The sequence below is a fragment of the Natrinema sp. SYSU A 869 genome (assembly GCF_019879105.1).
In the GTDB taxonomy this organism is placed as follows: domain Archaea; phylum Halobacteriota; class Halobacteria; order Halobacteriales; family Natrialbaceae; genus Natrinema.
In genome coordinates this window covers 626611-649745 of record NZ_CP082249.1, presented here as the reverse complement: position 1 = coordinate 649745, position 23135 = coordinate 626611, and the positions used below count along the sequence as shown (strand labels likewise).

Below are 23135 nucleotides of genomic sequence, written 5' to 3'. Positions count from 1 at the left end.
TAGTACCCCCGGCCGCATCGACAGGGTATGAAGACGCTCGAGGTCACCGACGAACAGTACGCGTTCATCCAGTACCTCCGCGAGGAGATCTCCGAATCGGTTGTCGGCAAGTACGGCTTCGTCCGCGAACAGGACGCCGTCCAGTTCCTGATCGACAATCTCGATGAGGAGATCGAACTCGAGGCCGACGGCGAGTTCGAGTCCTCGGCCACCGACGACGTCGCCGCGTCCGTCGGGGCAGCCATCGACGGAGGGACAGACCCCCATGAACTCGAGGAGGTCTCCTATATCGAAGACGAGACGACGGAGGCCGACGCGGACGAGGGCGACGAAGCTGACGCGGACGACGACCGCGAGTCCGAGTCGAACGGTCCAGGCGAGTCAGATATCGACGACTCGAGCGAGACGGAGCCGTCCGATTCATTGGACGACACCGAGGGAGAATCGGATGATAGCGGGGATGAACCGGACGCCGACGATGGCGACGACGAGGACGCCAGCGACGACGGCGACGGGTCGGCTGACGACGACGACATGTTAGACGAGATGATGAGCCTGCTCGAGACCCACGACGACAAGTGGTCGGAATCGGGCTCGGCGGACTTCCGGTACACCGTCGAACTCCCCGACGGCTCGAGCGAGCAGGTTCAGACGAAAGACGACGTGCGGGCGCTGCTGTTCAAGAACTATCGGTGAATTCGGCCGCCTAACCAACCGCCGAGGGCCCGAGAGTACGTGCATTTAGTCGATCAGTCTCAGGACGGACTGTCCGCGGGGAGTGCCGGAACCGGTCTCCGACAACGGAGCAGCGCGGCCACACTTATGGAGACACGAATATGGATGAGACGTACTGGTTAGTAGCCGTGACAAGGAGATATGGCGTCTGGAAGTGCACGAAAAAGTATGACCGAGCGATCTCGCGGAGACGAGTTCGATGACGAAATCATGCAACATCTCCTCGACAGTGTCGAGGACGAAGTGGATGAAGCCACGCTGGAGGAGGTACAAGCGGACGAAATACACGAGGTCGTCTTCTCTACATTAAGGGTTCTGGAACGTGAGCCCGAGGCCGCGACGGTCATCGATGTACTACAAGATAAGAATCCCACCCGAAACGGACCGTAACAACACTGTCGATGGTTTCCGCGCTCCAGTTTCCCGCGCTCGATCTCTTGTATGCATTTTTCTTTCTCCTCCCGGGATTTCTGAGCCTGAAAACTGCCCTGTACAGCAGCCAGTCTCTGAGTGGAACTACCGACGAATTCGAAAAAACCGCGTGGTCGCTACTCGCGAGTGGGACCGTTCTCTCAGTTCTGTTCGTGTTATTCTTCGTCTCTATGTTCGGTCGCCTCAGGTTAGCGTCCCTCGGTATTACGGAGACCGGCCCGGTATTTTCTACGAGTTGGGGACTGCTCGCGTCGGGATATTTGATAGCCCTTCTCCTTGGGGTAGCGTTGGGATACGCATTCGGGAAGGGATGCGACAAACTGGTCGAGTCACCGGGACGGGGTACTAAAACGCGCGACAACGCTTGGGAGTATTTCCTGCGGAACTCGATTCAGGAAGAGAACCGAGAGCACCACCCCGAACCGCGAGTCCAACTGCGGGTGAAATTGCACAACGGAACGGAAATTGCTGGCTATCGGTCGTATGCGGGAGACACCCACGGAGATCTACTGATCGGTGCGCCGCATCTCATAACGGAGGACTCGGTACGAGCGTTCGAAGGTGAGCACGCCCGGTGGAGCGAACTTGACAAGACGAAATTAGGGAAGTACGTCTATCTCCCTCAGGAGAGTATCGACTATGTTATTTCCGAATCGGCAATTGAAGAGCCGGGTCGCAAATCCATACGCCAGCTCATACGGAACCGCCGCTGATCTCTGTCGCAGCGGTTGCGCACCTCGGACCCTTTACTGGGAGCGAAACGTGCCCGTCCTCGGACGCCATCCAGATGGCGGACGAACAACGTTAGAACTTTACTCGCGCTCGCGCTTTCACGCGGTATGAGCGAACGCGAGGTGCTCGAGTTGCTTCGTGAGAACGCGCGCTACTCCACGGCGGATATCGCGCGAATGACCGACCTTGAGGAGAACGAGGTCGAGGCGACCATCGAGGAGCTCGAGGCAGCGGGCCTCGTCCGGGGCTACCAGGCGGTCGTCGACTGGGACAAGCTGGAAGACGAACGCGTCCGCGCCGAAGTCGAGTTGAACGTCACGCTCGACCGCGAGACGGGGTACGACGATATCGCGGAGCGCCTCGCGCGGTTCCCGCAGGTCAAGGCCCTGCGGCTGATCAGCGGCGACTACGACTTCGACATGGAAGTCGAGGGAGACTCCATCCGCGAGGTCTCGCAGTTCATCAGCGAGAAGGTCGCGCCCGTCCCCGAGATCACCCAGACGGTCACTCACTATGTGATGACCTCCTACAAGGAGAACGGGATTGAACTCGGCGACGGCGAGGGCGACGACCGCCTCTCGTTCTCACCCTGACCATGACGTTCGAACTGTCAGACCGCGTGCAGACGGTGCCACCCTCGGGGATTCGGCGCTTCTTCGAGATCGCCGAGGAACGCGACGAGGTCATCTCGCTCGGCGTGGGCGAACCCGATTTCGCGACGCCGTGGGTAGCCCGCGACGCCGCGATCACGTCTTTAGAGCAGGGAAAGACCTCCTACACGGCCAACCGCGGGAAGCGCGAGCTTCGTGAGTCGATCGCCGACTACGTCGCCGACCGATTCGATCTGGGGTATGGCCCCGACGAGGAGATCATCGTCACAGCGGGCGCGAGCGAGGCGGTCGATCTTGCCTTCCGGGCCTTCGTCAACCCGGGCGATACGGTCGCGATCGCCCAGCCGGCCTACATCTCCTACGAACCCGGCGTCATCTTCGCCGGCGGGGAGGTCCTCCCCGTGCCGACGAAAGAGGAAGACGACTTTCGGCTGACCGTCGAGGCCCTCGAGGAGGCCGGTGCCGCCGACGCGGACATGCTCGTCCTCTGTTATCCCAACAATCCGACAGGCGCGATCATGCCTGCCGAGGACCTCGAGCCGGTCGCGGAATTCGCCCGCGAGAACGACCTGACGGTCCTCTCCGACGAGATCTACGCCGAGCTGACCTACGACGGCGAACATACCTCGATCGCGAGCTTCGAGGGGATGCGCGAGCGGACCATCGTTTTCAACGGCTTCTCGAAGGCCCACGCGATGACCGGGCTTCGGCTGGGCTATGCCCTCGGCCCCGCCGATGCCATCGGTGCGATGAACAAGATCCACCAGTACACGATGCTCTCTGCGCCGACGACGGCCCAGCACGCCGCAATCGAGGCTCTGGACTCCTGTGCGAGCGACGTTCAGGACATGGTCGAGCAGTACGACCGCCGCCGGCAGTTCGTCCTCTCGCGGTTCCGCGAGATTGGGATGGATGTCTTCGAGGCCAAGGGCGCGTTCTACTGCTTCCCCGAGGTCCCCGAGGGATTCACCGCGGAGGAATTCGCCGAGGCGGTCCTGCGCGAACAGGGCGTCGCCGTCGTCCCTGGCGATATCTTCGGCGACGGGTTCGAGGGGCACCTCCGAGTCTCCTACGCGACCGGGCTCGAGGACCTTCGGCAGGCGCTCAACCGGATCGAGGCGTTCGTCGAAGAACACGCCTAAATCGTCGCCACCGGACCGAAACCGGTCGACCACGCTACCGTCTTACTATCGATGCGTCGACGAGAGGGCGTCCGCCAGTTGCTGGCGGCTTCGGACTCGTTCTCCGGTTCCGCACAGGCGAGGAGCGTGAACGAGAACGTCGATCCGACGCCGGGCTCCGAATCGACCCAGATCTCGCCGTCGTGGCGCTCGACGATCCGTTTACACAGGGCCAATCCGATTCCCGAGCCACTCTGTTCAGCCGTCGAGTGACAGCGCTGAAAGATCTCGAAGAGACAATCGGCATCGGCGGCATCGATCCCGTCGCCCTCGTCGCGGACCGAAAGCATCCATGTCCGTCCCTCCCGGACTGCCGATACGTGTATCCGGGGCGGCTCGTTGCCGCTATACTCGATCGCATTGCTCACTAGATTCTGAAAAGTTGCTGGAGCTGTCGGTCGTCCCCGTCGATGACAGGGAGTGACTCTCGTGTGATTTCGGTATCGGTTTCCTCGATCTTGAACTGCAGGTCCGTCAGTACGTCGTCGAGGACAGCGTCCAGATCGACTGGCTCGAACGGGTCGCCCTCCGTCTCGACCCGCGAGTACTCGAGCAACCCGTCGATCATCGCGCACATCCGGCCGGCACCGTCGACGGCGAATTCGATGAACTCCTCGCCGTCCTCGTCGAGTTCGTCGCCGTACCGGTTCTCGATGAGTTGCAGGTAGCTCGTCACCATCCGCAGGGGCTCCTGTAAATCGTGGGAGGCAGTGTAGGCGAACTGTTCCAATCGCTCGTTGGACGCTTCCAACTCGGTGACTGCCTCCTTGAGGCGCTCCTCGGTTCGTTTCAGCGTGTCGTTCTGTTCCTCGAGCGTTCTGGCGTTGGTGAGTGCTCGTGCTTCGTGGACGCCGATCCCCAGCCCCGTGACGGAGCCGATTGATGACAGGATAGCCTGGGTCCCGCACGTAAACTGGACCGCAACGCTGGGGTGGAGGACGCGGGACTGCCGGTCGAAGGGTCGTATCGCGAACGTATGCGATACCGCCACACGCCGCTGCTCGGCCACGACACTGAAATAGGCCGTTCACTAACTATATGCTGACTGTCTGTCGATGATACTAACGCCTGTGAGAGGCGATTGCCTTGAACACAAGGGGGACCGAATCCGTCGGTAGGAGGGGTAGAGAGCCGTGACAATGCGATCCGTTCCGATCGCTGACCGGGTGACCGACGCCTTCTTCGCCCTCGATACGGGCTTTCGGTTCACCTATCTCAACGAGCGGGCCGAAACGTTGCTCAAGCGCTCCCGCGGGGAACTGATCGGGCGAGTCATGTGGGACGAGTTCCCTCAGACCGTCGAGACCCAGTTTCCCGACGGGTTCCATCGCGCGATGGACGAGCAGGTACCGGTTTCCTTCGAAATCTATCACACGCACCTCGAGACCTGGTTCGAGGCTCGGGCGTATCCCTCAAAAACCGGACTCTCGGTGTATATGCGCGACGTCACCGAGCGGAAAGCACAGGAGACAACGTTGGCCCAACACGCAGCCGTCGTCGAGGCGGTCCACGACGCCGTCGTCACGCTCGATCGCGACCGCGAAATCGTCACAATCAATGCCGCGACCGAGTCGATTCTGGGCGCAGATCGATCAGTGCTCGTCGGCGAACACATCGAGACGTTGACCGAAATGGCCGGGGTCGACGGCCAACACGCTGTCGACATCGGTCGAGCGATCACCGATATCGACGTCGGGAACGCCGACCGCCGCCAGCTCGAGCTGCCTTATACCGGCCCGAACGGCGATGACCGGATGGCCGAGTTCCGGTTCGTCCCGATCGAAGACAATACGGCGACCGTTGCCGCCGTCATCCGAGACGTCACTGATCGACACGAGTACGATCGCGTCGTCACATCGCTCCACGAAATCACGCGCTGGCTCCTCGAGTCCGACGATCCCGAAGAGATCTGTGCGATCTCCGTCCACGCCGGCAGCGACTTGCTTGATCTCCCGATCAGCGGCGTCTGGCTCCTCGAGGAGGAGCAGGGCTACCTTGAACCCGTCGCCGGGACTGCTGGGGCTCACGACGAGTTCGGCGGCTTACCGCGATTCAATCCAGGTGAAGGGCTCGTCTGGGATATCTTCGAGGCCGGCGAGATCGAACGGTTCGACGACCTCGGGGCGATCGACGACCTCTACAATCCGGACACGCCACTCCGATCGGAGATCATCGCGCCGATTGGCACGCACGGCGTTCTCATGACCGGCTCACTCGATTCACACCGATTCGACGAGACCGATGTCGATCTGATCTCGACGCTCGTCGAGAACACGCGGGCCGCCCTCGATCGGGCCGAGCGAGAACAGGTCCTTCGGGACCGGACGGCTGAACTCGAGCGCCAGACCGAGCGACTCGAGGCAGTCGCCGAAGTCCTCTCGAGCGACCTGCAACGCCAGCTCGCGGCAGTCGCCGACGCGCTCGAGGACGATCGAGCCGACGAGTGGGAGTTCCCGCTCGCCGAGGATACCGTCGAAACGACGCTCGATCGCGCCGAAGGGCTCGTCGACGATATCCGGGAGTTCGCCCGCAATGCTTCGCGAGTCAGGACCCGGAGCCAGATCCGACTCGAGTCGGCGATTACGGACGCCATCAGCGATTCGCGTCTCGACGAGGACGACGTCATCGTCGATGGCTCAGCAACACTCCGGGCAGACCCCGACCGGTTCGTCCACCTCCTCGAGACGGCCTTCGACAGCGCCGTGGCGCGGGCCGACAGCGACGTGACGGTCCAGATCGGGCTGGTTGGGTTCGACGACGGCGGCAGCCGCGGCTTTTTCGTGTTCGACGATGCTGCGGAAACCCCGCCGAACGCACACGGTCGCGTGCTTGACCCGACCGCCGCCGACGAGACCACGATCAATGGGCTCGGCCTCGCGCTCGTCCGGGCCATCGCCGACGCTCACGACTGGGAGTGTACCGTCACCAATGGAGACAACGGCGGCACGCGGATCGAGATCCGAGACATGACGACCCTCGATCGCCGCCTCGAGTGAGATCTCACTCCTGAATAACGGACTCGTTTGCGATATCGCGACAGAGCTGGCGGTAGCCGTCCTGTTCGAGGAGTTCCTGCATCGTGTCGTTGACCTCCACGCGGAGGACCGCCAGCCGATCTCTGAGTTCGGCGTACTCCTGGCTCGACTTCCGCTGGGCGTCGGTCTTCTGGTCATCTAACAACGCCTTCTTCGAGGCGAGCGCGAAGAACTCCTGTAGCTGCTCGTCGTAGGTCGCCCGGAGTAGCAGTTGATCGATAATGTCGATCAGTTCGTCCTTCGAGACGGGTTTGACGAGGTAGTCGTCGAACCCCATTTCGATGATGTCGAAGTCCGGCTCGACTGCCGTCACCATCGCGACGCGGCAGTCGAGGTCCCGCTCCCGGATCGTATCGAGGACGGTGTCACCGGAGAGCCCCGGCATCCGCCGGTCGAGCAGCACGACGTCGATCGTACTGTCGATGGCGTCCAGCGCTTCGTTGCCGTCGTAAGCCGTCTCGACGTCGCAGTCACCCTCGAGCCAGGCGGCGTAGAGATCCGCGAGGTCGGGTTCATCTTCGACGATCAGGACGGACGGGGTGTCGGTTGTCATCGAAGTTCCTCCGGGACTATCGGTTCGTTGGATGAATCGTCCCGGCCGTATATCAATATACCGGACAATAGCTCGAGAAAACACCGAGCGGGAGGTCAGTATCGCCATCTCGTGGAGCGGACGCGAGTATCACGTCCGACCGATTCATCGACCGCCGCCAAACGAGCCTGTTACTCAAGTTCGCGGTCGATCGTCGCGCGTCGTTCGCTGATCGCGTCCGCATCGGTCTTGATCGTCTCATCGCCGACGCGGACGGTGAGCGTCCCGTCGCCGGTCGCCGTTCCGAGTTCGACGACGGGTGCGACACCGTCGAACGCCTCGCGGACCGTCTCGGGCGAGTCGGTCTGAATCAGCGCGCGACCCGGCTGTTCGTGGAACAACGCGCCCGCGGGATTGTCGCTCGGAATCGCCACCTCGAGACCGGTGTCTTCGGTGACCATTTCGGCGAGCGCGACGGCGAGGCCGCCGTGGCTGACGTCGTGGACCGCGAGCGTCGCGTCGTCGTCCGCGACCGCGGCGAGCGTCTCGACGACGGCGGCCGGATCGGTCGGGAGTGCAGGGAAGGCGTCACTCCCGTCGAATTGAGCGAGATACTCCGAGCCACCGAGTTGGGCGTCGTCGGCCTCGAGGCCGAGGTCGCCGACGAGAAGCAGGTTGCCGTCGGCCTCGACCGACAGCGGCGGTGCGTCGTAGCCGTCTTTCGATCCGACCATCGCCAGCGTCGGGGTCGGCGGGATCGGCCCTGCGACGGAGTCGTTGTACAGCGAGACGTTCCCGCCGACGACCGGCGTCGATAGCGTCTCGCACATCCCGGCGAGCCCGTCGACGATTCCGTTGAAGCCACCGTAGACGTCGGGCTTCTCAGGGTTGCCACCGTTGAGACAGTCAACCGCGGCCAGCGGCGTTGCACCCTTGGCCGCGATGTTCGTCGCGTTCTCGAGCGCGACCGCGCGGGCCCCCTCGTAGGGCGCGGTATCGGTCCAGTTCGGCGCGGCACCGGAGGAAAGCGCGAGCCCTTGCTCGGCTTCGCGAACCGCGATAATCGCAGCGTCGTCGCCCGGCCCGACGCTCGTGCGCACGCCGACCTCGTGGTCGTACTGCCGGTAGACCCACCGCTTCGAGGCGGTGTTCGGACTCGAGACGACCGCGTCGAACGCCGCCTCGAGATCCGCGTCTGGAAGGTCCGTCTCGGGTTCGGCGGGCTCCTCGGATGCGAGGTCGTTCATCGGTGCGCCCTCGCCGAGGAAGTAGGCGTCGACGTCGACGACGGTCTCCCCTTCGAAGGTACACGTGTAGTTGCCGTCGGTGACCTCGCCGATGACCGAGCAACCGAGGTCGAACCGCTCGACGATTTCGCGCACGCGGTCGACGTTGTCCGGCTCGACCTCATAACACATCCGCTCCTGCGATTCAGCGAGCAGGATCTCCAGTGCGTTCATGTTCGGCTCGCGCTGGTGGACCCGCTCGAGCTCGATGTGTGCGCCGAGATCAGCTTTGGCGACCATCTCGCTCGAGGCACCGCCAAGGCCGGCAGCACCGAGGTCGCGGGCGGACTCGACCAGGTCCTCGTCGACGAGTTCCTCGTTGGCCTCGATCAGCAACTTTTCCGCATATGGGTCGCCCACCTGTACGGCGGGTCGGTCCTCGGTCTCAGCGTCCTCCGCTAAGTCCTCGCTGGCGAAGCTCGCGCCGCCGAGTCCGTCCCGGCCGGTACCGTTTCCGACGAGTACCAGTTTGTTGCCGGGCTCCTGGGCCTCGGCGGTTACAAGCCGCTCCTCGTTCGTCAGCCCGACGCAGGCGACGTTGACCAGCGGATTGCCCTCGTAGTCGGGGTGGAAATCAACGCTACCCGCGACTGTCGGTACGCCGATGCAGTTGCCGTAGTGACTGATGCCCTCGACGACGCCCTCGAAGAGGTACTGCGAGTGGTCGTCGTCGAACTCGCCGAAGTATAGCGAGTCCGCGAGCGCGATGGGGTAGGCACCCATCGAGAGCGTGTCCCGGACGATGCCGCCGACGCCCGTCGCCGCGCCATCGACCGGGTCCACGTAGGAGGGGTGATTGTGGCTCTCGACCCCCAGCGTGATGTAGGTCTCCGTGTCACCGTCCCCGGGGAGCGCGACGACCGCCGCGTCGTCACCCGGCCCGACGACGACCTGCTCGCCCTCGCTGTCGAAGGCCGACAGCAGCGGTCGCGAGGAGCGGTACGCACAGTGCTCGCTCCAGAGGTTCTCGAACAGCGCCGCCTCCGCTCGAGTCGGCTCTCGATCTAACTCGGAGACGACGAGTTCGCGGTCCGAATCGGCAAGACTCATTCACCTAGGTGGTGAAAGTCGGCCGGTAAATGGGTTTCTATATGCACGTTCATGGATAGAATGTCGTGGGCAGGGCGGTCGGGCGACAGACGGTTTGATCGGCCCGATGATCACTGCGATGTCGGCTTGGCTCGAGCGCGTGACCGTCGATAAGGCGGGACTGGCGTCCTGTCGAGATGCGAACAGAACGGGCGACGTCGGTGGACGATATCGACGTTCACTCTGCGAACCGTATACCGAGTAGCCCCATCGTCGGGACGACCCACTGGCTCGAGCCGCGACGACGACTCTGACCCGTCGATCGAGGGATCGAGTCGCTTTTCATCAGGCCGCATAAACGTGCGGTCGTGCTGTCGGTCGAACTCCACACGCACTCGTCGCTGTCCTACGACGGCCGCGACCCGGTCGAGCTCATCTTGGAGCAGGCCGAGGCCGTCGGTCTCGACGCGATCGCAGTGACGGACCACGACGAGATCGATGCGAGCCTCGAAGCCGTCGAGCGCGCCCCCGACTACGGACTGGTCGGCATTCCGGGGATGGAAATCTCGAGCAAGGCGGGCCACGTACTCGGCCTGGGGCTCGAGGAGGCCGTCCCGCCGGGGCTCTCGTTCGAATCAACGCTTGAGGCGATCCACGACCAGGGCGGGCTGGCCGTGATCCCCCATCCGTTCCAAGAGTCGCGCCACGGCGTGATGGCCCGGATATCCCGCGAACAGCTCGCCTTCGGCGACGCGATCGAGGTCTACAACTCCCGGCTGTTTACCGGGCGCGCCAACCGACAGGCCGAACGCTACGCCCGATCGCGGGACCTGCCGATGACCGCCGGCAGCGACGCCCACATCAGCGAGATGGTCGGCCAGGCGGTCACCCGCGTCGACGCCGACGAACGCTCCGTCGACGCGATTCTCGACGCGATCGCGGCGGGACGAACAACCGTCGAAGGGAAGCGAACCCCCTGGCGGATCAGCGTCCAGCAGTTCGCCGGCGGCGTCACACGACGACTGAGCCGCGTCCTGAAACTCATCCAATGACAGACCCATCGCTTCGCGGTACCGAACCACCGACCGTTCGTACCGCCCTCGAGAACCACGACCCGCTCCCGGGAACGACCGGCTTCGCGGGAGCGGTCGACGACCAACTCGTTCGCGACGTGCTCGGGCGGGTGCCCCTGTTCGTCGAAGCGGAAGCGAGTACGTCGCGCGCGGACCCGGCGTGGGCATTCGAGCCGACCGCGCTCGAGGAACCGACGCTCTTTCCGGCCGGCGCGGCCGCGGCCATCGACGGCCCGCTTCCCGAGTCAGAGTCCCACTGGTCACTGCCCGATCCCGAGCCCGCCGAGCCTGACGCTGCCCTCGAGGACCTCGAGCGCGCGATCGAAACGGCGACCGACGCGGTTCGGCGGGACAACCGCGATATCGCCGTCGCCTTCTCCGGTGGCGTCGACTCGGCACTAGTCGCCGAACTGCTGGACGCGCCGCTGTACGTCGTCGGCTTTCCGGACAGCCACGACGTCGAGGCTGCGCGGACGGCCGCCGACGCGATGGATCGTGAGCTGACGGTCGTCGACCTCGAGCCTGCCGACCTCGAGCGCGCCGTGCCTGAGGTGGCGCGGGCGACCGGTCGGACGAACGCAATGGATGTCCAGATCGCGCTGCCGCTGTATCTGGTCGGTGAGCGGGTCGCCGCCGACGGGTTCGACGCGCTCGCCGTCGGCCAGGGCGCAGACGAACTATTCGGTGGTTACGAGAAGGTCGTCCGGCTCGATCACCGAGTCGAGGCCGAGACGGTTCGGGGAGCCGTCCGTGAACAGGTCCGCAGCCTGCCCGACCAGCTGCCCCGAGACGTGCTGACGATCGAGGCGACGGGCCTCGAGCCGGTCGCGCCCTTCCTCCACGACGCCGTGGTCGAGGCGGCTCTGCACCTCCCGGACGAGCTCCTGGCCGACGAGGACGAACGAAAACGCGGGTTCCGGAAGGTGGCGGCTCGGTACCTGCCGGACGAAGTCGCCCACCGGGACAAGAAAGCGGTCCAGTACGGCAGCCTGGTTGCCCGCGAACTCGATCGGCTCGCCCGTCAGGCCGGCTACAAGCGCCGGATGGACGACCACGTCGGCAAGTACGTCTCGTCGTTGCTCGGGGACGGCGAGATCCAGCGCAACTGACCCGCCGGCTCCGTCAGGACGGCAGCGGACAGAGACTCGCCGTGAAGACCACCGTCTCGTCGGTCTCGTTTCTCGCCCCGTGGGCGACGCCGCGCTCGTGGTGGACCACTCCGGGCGCGTCAATCCGCTCGCTCTCCTCGCCCTGAATCACGGTTACCGTCCCCTCGAGCACGTGAAAGACGTTCGTGCTGTCGGCGTGTTCGTGGGCCTCGAGTTCCGCACCCGGTCCGAGGGCGAACGCCTTCACGAGGACATCGTCGGTGACGACCAGTTCCGCGGTCTCGACCTCGCCGTTATCCGGATCGAGGTCGGCGATCGAATCGGCGTACGTATCGAGCATACGGGTCGATTCGACGGGATACGGTATAACGGCGGGGGAAACGGAGACCGAGGTCCGGGAATCCGAGCGGATTCGCATCGCTCTGTTTCGACGCTGACTGGCGTGAAAACGCAATCTGCGATCCGAACGCCCGTTCTCGAAGCGGCGAAGAGTTAGTCTTCCGTCTCGGTCGGCAGCTTGTTCGCGGGTTCCTGCGTGATGTTCTCCGAAACCGTCCGGCGGTTGGCCTCGCCGATCTGGTCGGCGATCTCGCCGACAAGGTCCTCGAGGTGGTTCTGGACCTCGCTATCGTCGTCCTTGACGAGCGCGCCTTTACTGCCGTCGGCCCCGAAGTCTGGGTGGATCGGGATCCGACCCAGAAGTGGGACGTCGTATTTGTCGACGATGGTGTCCGCGCCACCGGTCCCGAACAGGCCGTGCTGGTCGCCACAGGACGGGCAGATGAACGAGCTCATGTTCTCGACGACGCCCAGCACCGGTGTATCGTGTTTGTTGAACATCTGAATCCCCTTTCGGGTGTCGTCTAACGCCATCTCCTGGGGCGTCGTGACGACGACCGAGCCGGTCACCGGCATCGACTGGAGCAGGTTCAGCGTCGCGTCGCCGGTCCCCGGCGGCAGGTCGACGATGAGGTAGTCCAGTCGGCCCCACTCGACGCCTTCGAGGAACTTCACCATGAACTTGTTGACCATCGGTCCTCGCAGGATCGCGGGGTCGTCATCGTCCTCCATCATCATGCCCATGCTGATGATGCGGACGCCGTCCGAACGGGGCGGCACGATCTCTTCATTGGGTGTGACACCGGGATCGCTCTCGGCCGGGAGGATCTGCGGGACGTTGGGCCCGTGAATGTCGGCGTCGAGCAGGCCGACCATCGCACCGCGTTTCTCGAGTCCGGCTGCGAGGTTGGCCGCGACCGTCGTCTTCCCGACACCACCCTTCCCGGAGGAAACGGCGATGACGTTGCGAACCCGCGGGAGGACCTCGTCGTCGAAGCCGTGATCCTCGCTAACGTGTGCCCGAAGGTCGGCCTCGAGACCGGCGTTCTGGATAACCTCGCGGACCTGATTGCCGATCTCCATCTCGGAGGGCGCGTAGGGCGCGTTGAAGGCCAGCGAGATCCGAGCGGTCTCGTCATCGATGGTGACGTCGTTGACCAAGCCCAGCGAGACGATGTCCTCGCCGATGTCCGGATCTTCAACCCCCTCGAGTTTGATTTCGAGTTCGTGTTCTGTGATGCTCATAGTGACTGTATGCTAGCCGAATGGAGGGTGTGCAACGGGATACGTGTGATGGTTCGATACTCGAGAGCCGGAACTCACGGGTGGCATAGTGGGTGATAGTAGCAAGCGCGAAAGATGAAATCGGTGTTCAGCTGTGATTCGGAGACGGTTACGGCGGGCCGACGCTGCTGATCGGCTCCGGCGGGCCGCCATAGAAGACGACGCCGATCAGCACGGTCAGGACGAACATCCCGACCCACATCGACGTCGTCAGTCCGACGAGGTAGCTCACGCCGGTCAGTCCGGCCTTCGTGTCGCGGGGTTCACCGAGGAACCACGCTGCGAGCATGATGTAGACTGGGACCAGAATGACTGCGAAGATGATCCAAGTCCCCTCGTTGGCGAAGCCGGTGAAGCCGGCGGTGCCGTCATAGCCGTGGTACAGGAGTTCCGACGGAATTGTTGTTAATGCTGAGTTCATGCTTCCACCTCGGGTTCAGTCGCTTCGTCCTCGTGTGCGTGGTCGTCGCGCAGGTGTTCGACCGCGTGAAGTTCGACCACTGGGACTAGCTTCGAGAGGTTGAGGAATAAAAGTACAACCAGCGCAGTCGTCCCGACGAGTGACAGCCACTCAACCAGGCTCGGGAAGTAGGTCCCGGGCGTGTTGGCGTAGATATTGAAGTGTGGGTCCATGAACCCTTCAACGACGAACAGGATCTTCTCGGTCAGCGTCCCCATAAGCACTGCACAGCTGACGACGAGCGCCCGTTTCTTGCTGAATAGTGCCGGACGGATCCCCTGAGCGAAGATATACACGAGTGACGAGAAGATCAGCCCAATCGCGATACGGTAGAGCGGATGAGCGATCTTCGCCTCAGCCGCGTGTGCTTTGTCAAGCGGGCCGAGGAAGATACCGTTGAAGACTGCCTGCAGCTGGAACCAGAGGAACAACAGGGTGAAGAACCCGAGCCACAGGAGTAGCCCGCGGAAGATGTCGTCGGTGATGATGTGGTCCCAGTCGTACGCGCGGCGGAACGCGTACGAGATGATGATCACGCCGCTGATCGCCGACATCAGCGCAATGCTGAGGAACATCGGTCCCTGAATTCCGCCAGACCAGGCGGGCATCGCGGGAAGCAACGCGAACAGCCACGGGATGACGCCACCGTGAAGCAAGAGCGGGGCCATGATGATGACTGCCGCTGCGAGCCACCAGACCATCCGATCGATGACCTCGTCTTCCTTCTTGGTATACCCGATCGTCAGCAGCTTGTAGACCGGCTCGAACATGTCGGGAAGATCGTCACGCAGGCGGTTGACGTCGTACCGTAGTGTCAGGCCAAGATAGGTGGCCGACAGCACAAAGTACGCCGTGATGACGGTCACGTCCCATACGAGCGGTGAGTTGTTGACCGTGATGTGGTAGTGACCAATGATACTCGTGACCATCCGGTCCGGACGGCCCATGTGGACCAGAATGTAGAAGCCGGCGGCCGAGAGGCCGCCGATCGTTGTCATCTCTGCAAGCCGAGCGATCGGCAGGTATCGGTCCATGCCGAGTAGACGGACGGCGGCTGAGAGGATGATGCCGCCGTGAGCGACACCGACCCACCAAATGAACGCGCCGATGTACAGGCCCCAGGTCGAACCGCCACCGCTCCCCCAGTCGCCAAGACCGGTGACGACCAGACCCTTCTGGAGCTGGAATCCCCAGGCGATGAGGAAGGCAATGAGGCCGACGGCCGCAGCGCCGTATATAATAAAGTACTTCTTCGTGAGCGTATTGATCGGGCGAAGGATGTCCGCTTCAGTTGGCTCCTTCGTGCTCATAGCGACACCCCGTCAACACCGCCGATGGTCTCTTCGTCGAGGAGGTCCTGCCGTTTATCGACAAGGTCTCCTACGTCCTCGTACTTGGTTGGCCCTTCGACCTGTTCGGCCTCCGGTCCGGGCTCCTGGCCGAGATAGGTGACGTTCGGGTTCGTCCCGACGTCCTCGAGCAACTGGAACGAGCTCGGTTTGCCCGTGTACTGGTGGAGACGGAACTTCGCCTCCTGTTCGCTCCCGTCGCCGAGTTGCAGGTCGTCACGGGCCTCCTCGCTCTCGAGGTCGACGTACTGCTGGAAGGCCTCGACAGCGGAGAGGATCTTCTGTTCGTTCTCGAGGATGGTGTTGCTCTCTTCGCCGCTGGGCTCGGTACCCTCGCTGACGATGTCGATCGCCTTCATGATCGCGAGGACGTCCTCGGTGAGGCCGTCGATCTTCCCAATCGCGGTCTCGAGGTCGTCGCCTTCGCTGAGGGCACTGTTGATCTGGTCCGCCGACGGAGCGGACTTGTTGCTTTCGGTGCTGTTCGTCAGGTGAATGATCGCACGACTCTTGCTCGGGTGGTCACGGTGCTGAGACGGGTCGCTCTTCTCGTCTTTGACGTTCCCGAACTGGATCGCGTTCGGCGGACAGGCCGTTTCGCAGGCGCTCGTCCCGACCTTGTCTTCGCCCTGCTCGCCGTCCTGCATGGACGGACACATCGTACACTTACTCATCGTACCCCGGGGCGCGCGACTGTCAACCCAGCGCTCGCCGTGTTCGTACTCGGCGTGCGTGATCTGATCGGGGCTGTCGACATCGCGTTCATCCCCCTCCGGGATGTCCTCGTAGGCCACGTCGGGTTCGTCCCACTGGAAGTAGTTGACGCCGTAGGGACAGGCAACCTGACAGTATCGGCAGCCGATACAGACGTCGTAGTCGGTCAGGACGAGTCCGTCCTTGTCGCGGGTGTGACGGGCCGTCGTCGGACAGACCTTCTCACAGGGAGCGTCCGTGCAGTGCTGGCATGGCCGCACGAGCATGTTGAAGTCGCTCCCCATGTTGAAGTCGGTGTAGACGTCGGTGTTGCCGCCTTCCTCGGGGCTGCCGTGGAGGTCGTCCTCCCAGGCCATAACGTACATCCAGTTGACGCCGGCGTCGAGATCGTTCTCCTGGGTACAGGCCGTCATACAGGTCAGACAGCCGTCACAGCGCTCGAGGTCAATCGTCATCCCCCACTGGGTATCGCTGTGCTCGTTGGTTTCCGAGTGCCCTCCTTCGGCGGAGAGGCTCTCCGCGGGACCGTCTTGGGTAGCGCCGAACGCTCCCATTCCGACGGCTGCTGCACCGACACCCATCTTCTTCATCGTCTCCCGACGGGTTTCTCCATCGTCGCCGTCGAAGGCATTGAGCATGCTGGAGGCGGTTCCCTTCGCCTCCTCCTGTGCTGCCTCGTAGGCTTCTTTGGTCGGTCGCTCGTCCTCGCCGAACTCCTCCATCACGTCCTCGTGATAGCGTTCGTGGAAGTCGGCTTCAGAGAGCTCGCCCTTGGTGACCCGCATCGCATCCTGGGCCATCTCCATACCGAGATCGCTGTCGTACTCGGTATCGTCGAGCATCGTCTCGAGTTCGTCCTCCCACTCTTCGCCGAGTGGGTGGAATGATTCATCGTCCGTGCTCATTAGATCAGAACACCTCTGAATATGACACTGGTGTCATGCCGGAGGTACTCGACGGCATACACTTGAAATCGTTCATTTATCTATCCTCATTCCCCCTCTCACAACCGTACTCGGATGAAATACCGAGCCGATTTCCAGCGCGTGAGAATCGATGCGAACATATTCGGGGATACAAGTACAGCTAGTCCCGAACGTGGCCGGTGCTCGACCGGATACCGTATCGCACCGAACGGCCCTTTTAGGTACTCGCGAGTTCCTCTTCGAGCGTTTCGTCGCTATCAACGCTCGGGAGATCCTCGACGAATCGTTTGATTACCGCTTCCTCGGCTCGATGGAGCGTCTCGCTGCAGGTCGACTTGGCGATATCGAGGTGGTCGGCTAGTTCGGTCAGCGAGGACCGCCGCGGGGTGTCGTAGTACCCCTCTTCGACCGCCGCGACGATCACCTCGAGTTGCCGCTCTGAGAGCAGTTGACTCTCGTGGAGTCGCTCGCGAACGTGCTCGATCCGATACTGGAGGCCGAAGTACTCGAGCTGTTCGGCGAGTTCGGCGAGGCGTTCACGGGAGCCCGTAACATCTATTTTCGCCTCACCGTCCTGTATTTCGACCGGGAGCTCGATGGGCATTCCCGACTCCCGGGAGGAGAACAACAGGAGCGGTGACGTCGTCTCGAAGTGGACCGTCGCCTCGTTGTCGCTCCACTGGGCGAGCGTGATTTCGGTGAGCTGTGGGTGATCGTTCATGGCCTCGATCACCTCGGGGACTGCCGGACCGGCGATTCGGACGAGGGCGAAGCCGGACTCGGATCCGGGCACGGCCGCGAGGACCCGGAAGGTCGACTCGGGATAGTTCGTCGATATCTGCTGGATCCAGACGTCCTCGGGCATCGTGAGGGTAAGAGTTGCTTGGGCCATACGAACGTGTTCCGCTCGAAACTATATCCCGGTGGCTACGAATATGTTCGCCGGATTCCCGCTCCGCGGGAAGACCGAAAGTTGCGAACACGTTCGAACGAACGATCAACCGATCCCGGGTCGAACCCGAAACCGATGGCAACGAAATCCACCGAACGAACGCTGGATGTGAGGGAAATCGACGGCCCACCGTTCGATGACATCATGGCCGCACTCAAGGACCTCGAGACGGAGCACCGACTACGACTGATCGCCCCATTCGAGCCGGAGCCACTTTATGAGGTGCTCGACGACCGTGGGTTCACCCACGAGAGCGAGGAACGCGAGGGCGGCGTCTGGCACGTCTTCATCGAGCAGGCGTAGCGATCCGGACCGATCATGTTCGCACGAAAGGCAATGCTGGACTCGTTCCGAGGACGAATTGCATGACACGACTCGATGTCAGGGACATTCCACCGGTGAACCGCCATCCCACGATCCACGACGAGTTCGACGCCCTCGAGTCGGGCGAATCGCTGACGATCGTCAACGATCACGAACCGAAGCCGTTGTTCTACGAGTTCGAGGCCGAGGTCGACACCTTCGACGCCGATGGCTACGAGGTCGAACAGATCGCTTCTGACGAGTTCGTCGCGACGTTCCCGAAAGTAGAGACGTGATTCGGGTCGGTCCGTGAGCACTGGGCGATCCGCCAACTGACCCACACTCGCTGATCCATACTGCGACCGAACACGTACGGGGCGAACAATAGCTATCGCAGGACCGAACGGGAACATATGTCAACACCCACCACTGTCGTCGACCGTACCGACGCACCGAACAAGCGACCGCGAGAGACCCTCGACGTGCGGCCGCTCGGTCCCCCAATCCGCTCCAGCAGACCCTCGAGTTGCTCGTTGAACTACCCGAGGAGACGGTGCTCACCCAGCGCAATGACCGCGCCCCGCAATTCCTCTACCCGAAACTCGAGGATCGCGGCTATCGCTACGAGACCACCAAACTCGAGGGCGAAGTCGTGACGGTCATCTGGAACGACTGATGTCCGCCGTCGACTCGAGGTGTTCGCACAGCAGTGCCGTCACTCGTTCAGATTTTTCATGGTGAACCCAGTGACTCGCCTCCGGTAGTAACTCGAGGCGGCTCTCCGGACAAAACCCCACGCTGTCGACCGCGAGGGCGGACACAAGTGCCGCGTCCGCTTCGCCCCAGACGACGAGTGTCGGCACGTCGACCCGGTCAGTCGACGGACTCGGCGGATGTCGTGCGACCGCCCGATACCAATTGAGCATCCCGGTGAGCGCCCCGTCGCGGTCCCAAGCGCGGCGATAGCGGGCGAGACCGTCGTCGCTGAACGTCCCCGGTGCGGCGGTTTCGCGAAGGGTTCGCTCGAGCAGGCGATAGTCGTCGTATCGGCAGGCGACCTCGGGAAGCCACGGCAGCTGAAACGCCATGGCGTACCAACTTCGACGCAGTTGATTGGGGTTCGCGATGACTTGATGTCGGTAGGCGGTCGGATGCGGTGCGTTGACGACGGCGAGTCGATCGACCGTCTCCGGATAGTGGAGTCCGAGATCCCAAGCGACCATGCCGCCCCAATCATGGCCGACGACGTGTGCGGCATCTCGGTTCTCCGTCGCGATCAAGTCGGCGACGTCCCGCGAGGAGTCGCGAATTCGGTACGCTCGTACGCCGTTCGGTTTCTCGCTCAGGTTGTACCCGCGAAGATCGGGGACCAGAACACGGTAACTGGCCTCGACGAGCGGTGCGATCTGGGTTCGCCAGCTATACCAGAACTCGGGAAAGCCGTGGAGCAAGACGACCAGTGGATCCGTCTCGTCGCCTGCCGTGACGGCGTGTAGCTCGATCCCGTTGACCGTCCGATAGGTTGATTCCGCATTGACCGTCGGCGGAATGACGGGCCCGATTTCCCCGTTCGTGACCAGCGATCGCGAATTTGCGCCCATCACTGCACCCTCCATCACGGACCATCATATCGATTCGGTGGGTGTCCCCGAGAATACCCGGCCTCGAGCCGCCGAAATGGAGTTAGCCGGTGCCGGGACCGGTCACCGTCGTTGAGTCTCGGTCACGCACTGACCCGCGCGGGCCGTCGCGGTGTGCTCAATATCGCCGCCATCGCAGACGAGCCGATCAGAGACGTCTCCGGCGAGAGTCGTGACTGGGAGTCATCTCTCCCCTCTTGAATCGCTTTTTTCGCCCGAAATAACCCGCTATCCGTATAGCCTGCCGCTCTTGATTCGTCTTCGCTCGAGGCGATTAGGATCCGGCGCTCGCTGACAATCCCGACTGTCGAGTCATTCCACCACCGCTCGTGAATCGGACGGCCCGCCGTCAAGACCCACTCCTTCACGTCCAGACGCGAAGGCAGTCGGTTGAACAGAAATGGAGTTGGACGTGGTCCTGTCCCGCCGGTTCGACGTGGGTCGTTAACGTGTATGCAACCTCATCGGTGTCACAGTTATCGCAGTGCATACTGTCAGCATCGATGAAATCAACCTTGAGTATACAGTTCGTAACCGATCGATCGTGAGCGCTCGGTGCGGTATTATAATATTAAGGGCTAGTAATATGTTATTGAATGGTCGGCTCGCCAGCGGTTCAGTGGACGAGTCAGACGGTTGCTCCGTCCTCAGCCTCGAGCAGTTCGTGGTACCGGTTTCGGATGGTGACTTCGGAGATACTGGCAACTTCGCTGACGTCGTTTTGGGTGATCTGTTCGTTCGTCAGGAGCGCAGCCGCGTACACTGCTGCCGCGGCGAGGCCGACCGGAGATTTGCCGCTGTGAATTCCCTTCTCCTTCGCCGTCGCAAGCAGACCGCGAGCGCGCAGTTCGCTCTCGTCGGAAAGGTCGAGGTCGCTGGCGAAACGGGGCACGTAGCTTTCGGGATCGGCCGGCTGGACCTCCAGCCCGAGTTCGCGGACGACGTATCGATAGGTGCGGGCGACTTCGGTTTTCTCGACGCGGGAGACCGCGGAAATCTCGTCGAGACTGCGCGGCGTGCCGGCCTGTCGGGCCGCGGCGTACAGCGAGGATGTTGCGACGCCTTCGATGGAACGGCCCGGTAGCAGGTCCTCCTCGAGTGCACGCCGATAGATGACGCTGGCAGTTTCCTGGACGTTTTCGGGGAGGCCGAGCGCGGAGGCCATCCGATCGATCTCTCCCAGCGCTTGCTTCAGATTGCGTTCTTTGGAGTTGCGAGTCCGGAACCGCTCGTTCCAGGTGCGCAGACGCTGCATCTTCTCGCGCTGGCGAGAGCTCAGGGACTTTCCGTAGGCGTCCTTGTCCTGCCAGCCGATGTTTGTCGAGAGCCCCTGATCGTGCATCATGTTCGTCATCGGGGCACCGACGCGGGATTTCTCGTCTTTCTCGGCGGCGTCGAACGCACGCCACTCGGGGCCGCGGTCGATCTCGCCCTCGTCGACGACCAGTCCACAGTCCTCGCAGACGGTCTCGGCGTGTTCGTCGTCGGCGACCAGTCGGCCGTCACACTCCGGACACTGCTCTCGCTCGCGGTCGGTTTCGGCCGACGCTTCGCTCTCGGTTTCGGGCTCGGTCTGGTCTCGCTCGTCAGTCCGCGTTCGAATGGGAGTATCTGTCATTGTCTGCGAATCGGGAACCTGTCGCTGGAAAACGTTCGCTCGTTCAGTCTTAACGGATTGCTGTCACTTAAACGCTGTGATCAGCGTCGCGAGGCGGAACCGAGTTGCGGAGCCGACGATTGACGCGTGGGAACACGGTCTCCGGTCGTGCCGGCCGTATCGAAACCCTTACTCTCCGGAGGCCGGTGCGAACACGTATGAGCGACGACGCTGTGAGTCCCGAGGAGGTCCGCCACGTCGCGGATTTGGCTCGCGTCGACCTCGACGATGACGAGGTCGACCAATTCACCGGGCAGTTTGCGGACATCCTCGAGTACTTCGAGACGTTAGACGAGGTGCCGGAAGTCGACCGGGACGCCGACCTCGCGAACGTGATGCGACCGGACGAGGAACGCACCTCGCTCGACAGCGAGGAAGCGCTCCGGAACGCGCCGGAAACTGAGGATGGCTACTTCAAGGGGCCGAACGTCTCGTAACCATGTCTGAAAACATTTTCATCACCGAGGAGCGGATCGAGGGTGCCGAGGACGGCCCCCTCGCCGGCAAAACGGTCGCAGTCAAGGACAACATCTCCACCGAAGGCGTCCGCACGACCTGTGGCTCGCGGATGCTCGAGGACTACGTCCCGCCCTACGACGCCACGGTCGTCTCTCGACTCAAGGACGCCGGCGCAACGATCGTCGGCAAAGCCAACATGGACGAGTTCGGGATGGGGACGACTACCGAGACCTCCTACTTCGGCGAGACGGACAACCCCGCCGCACCGGGCCACGTCCCCGGCGGCTCTTCGGGCGGCTCCGCGGCCGCCGTCGCCGCTGGTGAGGCCGACCTCGCGCTCGGCTCCGATACCGGTGGCTCCGTCCGCTGTCCGGCCGCCTTCTGTGGCGTCGTCGGTATCAAACCCACGTACGGACTGGTCTCGCGGTACGGCCTCGTGGCCTACGGCAACAGTCTCGAGCAGATCGGCCCCTTCGGCGAGACCGTCGAGGACGCCGCGCAGTTGCTCGACGTGATTGCCGGGAGCGACGAACGTGACGCGACGACACGCGAGGGTCGCAGCGAGGGCGACGACTCGAGCTACGCAGACGCCGCGACCGGCGATGTCGACGGGCTTTCGATCGGCGTTCCGACGGAGTTGCTCGAGGGCGCCGACGAGGGCGTCGTCGAGACGTTCTGGGATGCACTGGGCGAACTCGAGGATCGCGGCGCGGAGTACCACGAAGTCTCGCTACCGTCGGTCGAACACGCCGTCGAGGCCTACTACGTGATCGCGATGTCGGAGGCGTCCTCGAACCTCGCGCGGTTCGACGGCGTCCGCTACGGGCACTCGGGCGGTTACGACGGCAACTGGAACGAGACCTTCGCCCGGGCCCGCGAGGAAGGCTTCGGCGACGAGGTCAAGCGACGGATCCTGCTCGGTACCTACGCGCTCTCGGCGGGCTACCACGACAAGTACTACAAGAAGGCCCAGGACGCTCGCGCGTGGGTCAAGCAGGACTTCGATGAGGCGCTCTCGGAGGCCGACGTGCTCGCAAGCCCAACGATGCCGGTCCCGCCGTTCGAACTCGGCGAGAGCCTGGATGATCCGCTCCAGTTGTACCTCGCCGACGCGAACACGGTGCCGGTCAACCTCGCCGACCTGCCCGCCATCTCGGTTCCGGCGGGCGAAACCGACGGCCTCCCCGTCGGCCTCCAACTCGTCGGCCCCGCCTTCGGCGAGGAGCAGTTGATCCGCGCTGCGAGTGCACTCGCCTGACACCGCTCGAGCGTCTGCAGACTGGGCTCGATTCGATGA

The 23135-nt window shown here is 63.0% G+C and carries 22 protein-coding genes and 2 pseudogenes; 13 read left to right on the top strand and 11 right to left on the bottom strand.

The annotated features are described in order from the left end of the window. Positions 1-27: 27 nt before the first annotated feature. From K6I40_RS11360 to K6I40_RS11340, 5 genes are all read left to right on the top strand, one after another. The gene (locus tag K6I40_RS11360) at positions 28-696 is read left to right on the top strand and encodes a hypothetical protein (RefSeq protein ID WP_222919101.1); all 669 of its coding nucleotides are present in this window, start codon (positions 28-30) and stop codon (positions 694-696) included. 207 nt (positions 697-903) lie between these two features. Continuing rightward, a complete protein-coding gene (locus K6I40_RS11355; protein ID WP_222919100.1) occupies positions 904-1125 on the top strand; it encodes a hypothetical protein in 222 nt (73 codons plus the stop codon). 11 nt (positions 1126-1136) lie between these two features. Further along, positions 1137-1880, top strand: a complete 744-nt coding sequence (locus K6I40_RS11350; RefSeq protein ID WP_222919099.1) for a DUF6338 family protein — start codon at positions 1137-1139, stop codon at positions 1878-1880. Positions 1881-2006: 126 nt separating this feature from the next. Beyond that, positions 2007-2492 (top strand): Lrp/AsnC family transcriptional regulator, encoded by a 486-nt coding sequence (locus K6I40_RS11345; protein WP_222919098.1) that lies wholly within the window; start codon positions 2007-2009, stop codon positions 2490-2492. Between the two features lie 2 nt (positions 2493-2494). Next, positions 2495-3652: an aminotransferase class I/II-fold pyridoxal phosphate-dependent enzyme gene (locus K6I40_RS11340; protein ID WP_222919097.1), complete on the top strand. Its 1158-nt coding sequence runs from the start codon at positions 2495-2497 to the stop codon at positions 3650-3652. Here the strand turns inward: K6I40_RS11340 and K6I40_RS11335 are convergent. Then, a pseudogene (locus K6I40_RS11335) lies at positions 3649-4442 on the bottom strand (ATP-binding protein); the annotation flags it as partial. The gene K6I40_RS11340 and the pseudogene K6I40_RS11335 overlap by 4 nt on opposite strands. Positions 4443-4830: 388 nt before the next feature. On the opposite strand from K6I40_RS11335, the gene K6I40_RS11330 reads away from it, so the two are divergent. Continuing rightward, on the top strand, positions 4831-6687 hold the full coding sequence (locus K6I40_RS11330; protein WP_222920350.1) for a PAS domain-containing protein: 1857 nt from the start codon (positions 4831-4833) through the stop codon (positions 6685-6687). A gap of 4 nt (positions 6688-6691) precedes the next feature. On the opposite strand, the gene K6I40_RS11325 is transcribed toward K6I40_RS11330, so the two are convergent. Together K6I40_RS11325 and purL are read right to left on the bottom strand one after the other, a co-directional pair. Continuing rightward, entirely contained in the window at positions 6692-7279 is a 588-nt protein-coding gene (locus K6I40_RS11325) for a response regulator (RefSeq protein ID WP_222919096.1), read from the bottom strand. A 170-nt stretch (positions 7280-7449) separates the two neighbouring features. Beyond that, positions 7450-9594: a phosphoribosylformylglycinamidine synthase subunit PurL gene (purL, locus tag K6I40_RS11320; RefSeq protein ID WP_222919095.1), complete on the bottom strand. Its 2145-nt coding sequence runs from the start codon at positions 9592-9594 to the stop codon at positions 7450-7452. A 347-nt stretch (positions 9595-9941) separates the two neighbouring features. Here purL and K6I40_RS11315 point away from each other — a divergent pair, with 347 nt between their 5' ends. Continuing rightward, complete coding sequence (locus K6I40_RS11315; RefSeq protein ID WP_222919094.1) at positions 9942-10625, top strand: PHP domain-containing protein; 684 nt, start codon at positions 9942-9944, stop codon at positions 10623-10625. Continuing rightward, complete coding sequence (locus K6I40_RS11310) at positions 10622-11755, top strand: asparagine synthase-related protein (protein ID WP_222919093.1); 1134 nt, start codon at positions 10622-10624, stop codon at positions 11753-11755. Before K6I40_RS11315 ends, K6I40_RS11310 begins: the two co-directional genes overlap by 4 nt. A gap of 13 nt (positions 11756-11768) precedes the next feature. Here K6I40_RS11310 and K6I40_RS11305 read toward each other — a convergent pair whose 3' ends face one another. The 6 genes from K6I40_RS11305 to K6I40_RS11280 all read right to left on the bottom strand — a co-directional run bounded on the left by K6I40_RS11305 (position 11769) and on the right by K6I40_RS11280 (position 17719). Further along, on the bottom strand, positions 11769-12095 hold the full coding sequence (locus tag K6I40_RS11305) for a cupin domain-containing protein (RefSeq protein ID WP_222919092.1): 327 nt from the start codon (positions 12093-12095) through the stop codon (positions 11769-11771). 152 nt (positions 12096-12247) lie between these two features. Beyond that, positions 12248-13339 (bottom strand): P-loop NTPase, encoded by a 1092-nt coding sequence (locus K6I40_RS11300; RefSeq protein WP_222919091.1) that lies wholly within the window; start codon positions 13337-13339, stop codon positions 12248-12250. A gap of 148 nt (positions 13340-13487) precedes the next feature. After that, on the bottom strand, positions 13488-13799 hold the full coding sequence (locus K6I40_RS11295) for a hypothetical protein (RefSeq protein ID WP_222919090.1): 312 nt from the start codon (positions 13797-13799) through the stop codon (positions 13488-13490). Then, positions 13796-15148, bottom strand: coding sequence for an NrfD/PsrC family molybdoenzyme membrane anchor subunit (gene nrfD / locus K6I40_RS11290; RefSeq protein ID WP_222919089.1), 1353 nt, complete (start codon positions 15146-15148; stop codon positions 13796-13798). The genes K6I40_RS11295 and nrfD overlap by 4 nt, the downstream gene beginning before the upstream one ends. Then, positions 15145-16806, bottom strand: coding sequence for a 4Fe-4S ferredoxin N-terminal domain-containing protein (locus tag K6I40_RS11285; protein ID WP_222919088.1), 1662 nt, complete (start codon positions 16804-16806; stop codon positions 15145-15147). Before K6I40_RS11285 ends, nrfD begins: the two co-directional genes overlap by 4 nt. A gap of 238 nt (positions 16807-17044) precedes the next feature. Further along, positions 17045-17719, bottom strand: coding sequence for a helix-turn-helix domain-containing protein (locus K6I40_RS11280; protein ID WP_222919087.1), 675 nt, complete (start codon positions 17717-17719; stop codon positions 17045-17047). 135 nt (positions 17720-17854) lie between these two features. Here K6I40_RS11280 and K6I40_RS11275 point away from each other — a divergent pair, with 135 nt between their 5' ends. The 3 genes and pseudogenes from K6I40_RS11275 to K6I40_RS11265 all read left to right on the top strand — a co-directional run bounded on the left by K6I40_RS11275 (position 17855) and on the right by K6I40_RS11265 (position 18758). Then, the gene (locus tag K6I40_RS11275) at positions 17855-18082 is read left to right on the top strand and encodes a DUF2249 domain-containing protein (RefSeq protein WP_222919086.1); all 228 of its coding nucleotides are present in this window, start codon (positions 17855-17857) and stop codon (positions 18080-18082) included. Between the two features lie 62 nt (positions 18083-18144). Then, positions 18145-18378, top strand: a complete 234-nt coding sequence (locus K6I40_RS11270; protein ID WP_222919085.1) for a DUF2249 domain-containing protein — start codon at positions 18145-18147, stop codon at positions 18376-18378. A 117-nt stretch (positions 18379-18495) separates the two neighbouring features. Then, a pseudogene (locus K6I40_RS11265) lies at positions 18496-18758 on the top strand (DUF2249 domain-containing protein). Here K6I40_RS11265 and K6I40_RS11260 read toward each other — a convergent pair. Both K6I40_RS11260 and K6I40_RS11255 read right to left on the bottom strand, forming a co-directional pair. Continuing rightward, a complete protein-coding gene (locus tag K6I40_RS11260) occupies positions 18742-19683 on the bottom strand; it encodes an alpha/beta hydrolase (protein WP_255681983.1) in 942 nt (313 codons plus the stop codon). The pseudogene K6I40_RS11265 and the gene K6I40_RS11260 sit on opposite strands and share 17 nt — an antisense overlap. Positions 19684-20350: 667 nt before the next feature. Then, positions 20351-21340, bottom strand: coding sequence for a transcription initiation factor IIB (locus K6I40_RS11255; RefSeq protein ID WP_222919084.1), 990 nt, complete (start codon positions 21338-21340; stop codon positions 20351-20353). A gap of 197 nt (positions 21341-21537) precedes the next feature. Here K6I40_RS11255 and gatC point away from each other — a divergent pair, with 197 nt between their 5' ends. Both gatC and gatA read left to right on the top strand, forming a co-directional pair. Next, the gene (gene gatC / locus K6I40_RS11250; protein WP_222919083.1) at positions 21538-21816 is read left to right on the top strand and encodes an Asp-tRNA(Asn)/Glu-tRNA(Gln) amidotransferase subunit GatC; all 279 of its coding nucleotides are present in this window, start codon (positions 21538-21540) and stop codon (positions 21814-21816) included. A 2-nt stretch (positions 21817-21818) separates the two neighbouring features. Beyond that, the gene (gene gatA, locus K6I40_RS11245) at positions 21819-23096 is read left to right on the top strand and encodes an Asp-tRNA(Asn)/Glu-tRNA(Gln) amidotransferase subunit GatA (protein ID WP_222919082.1); all 1278 of its coding nucleotides are present in this window, start codon (positions 21819-21821) and stop codon (positions 23094-23096) included. The last annotated feature ends 39 nt before the right edge of the window (positions 23097-23135 follow it).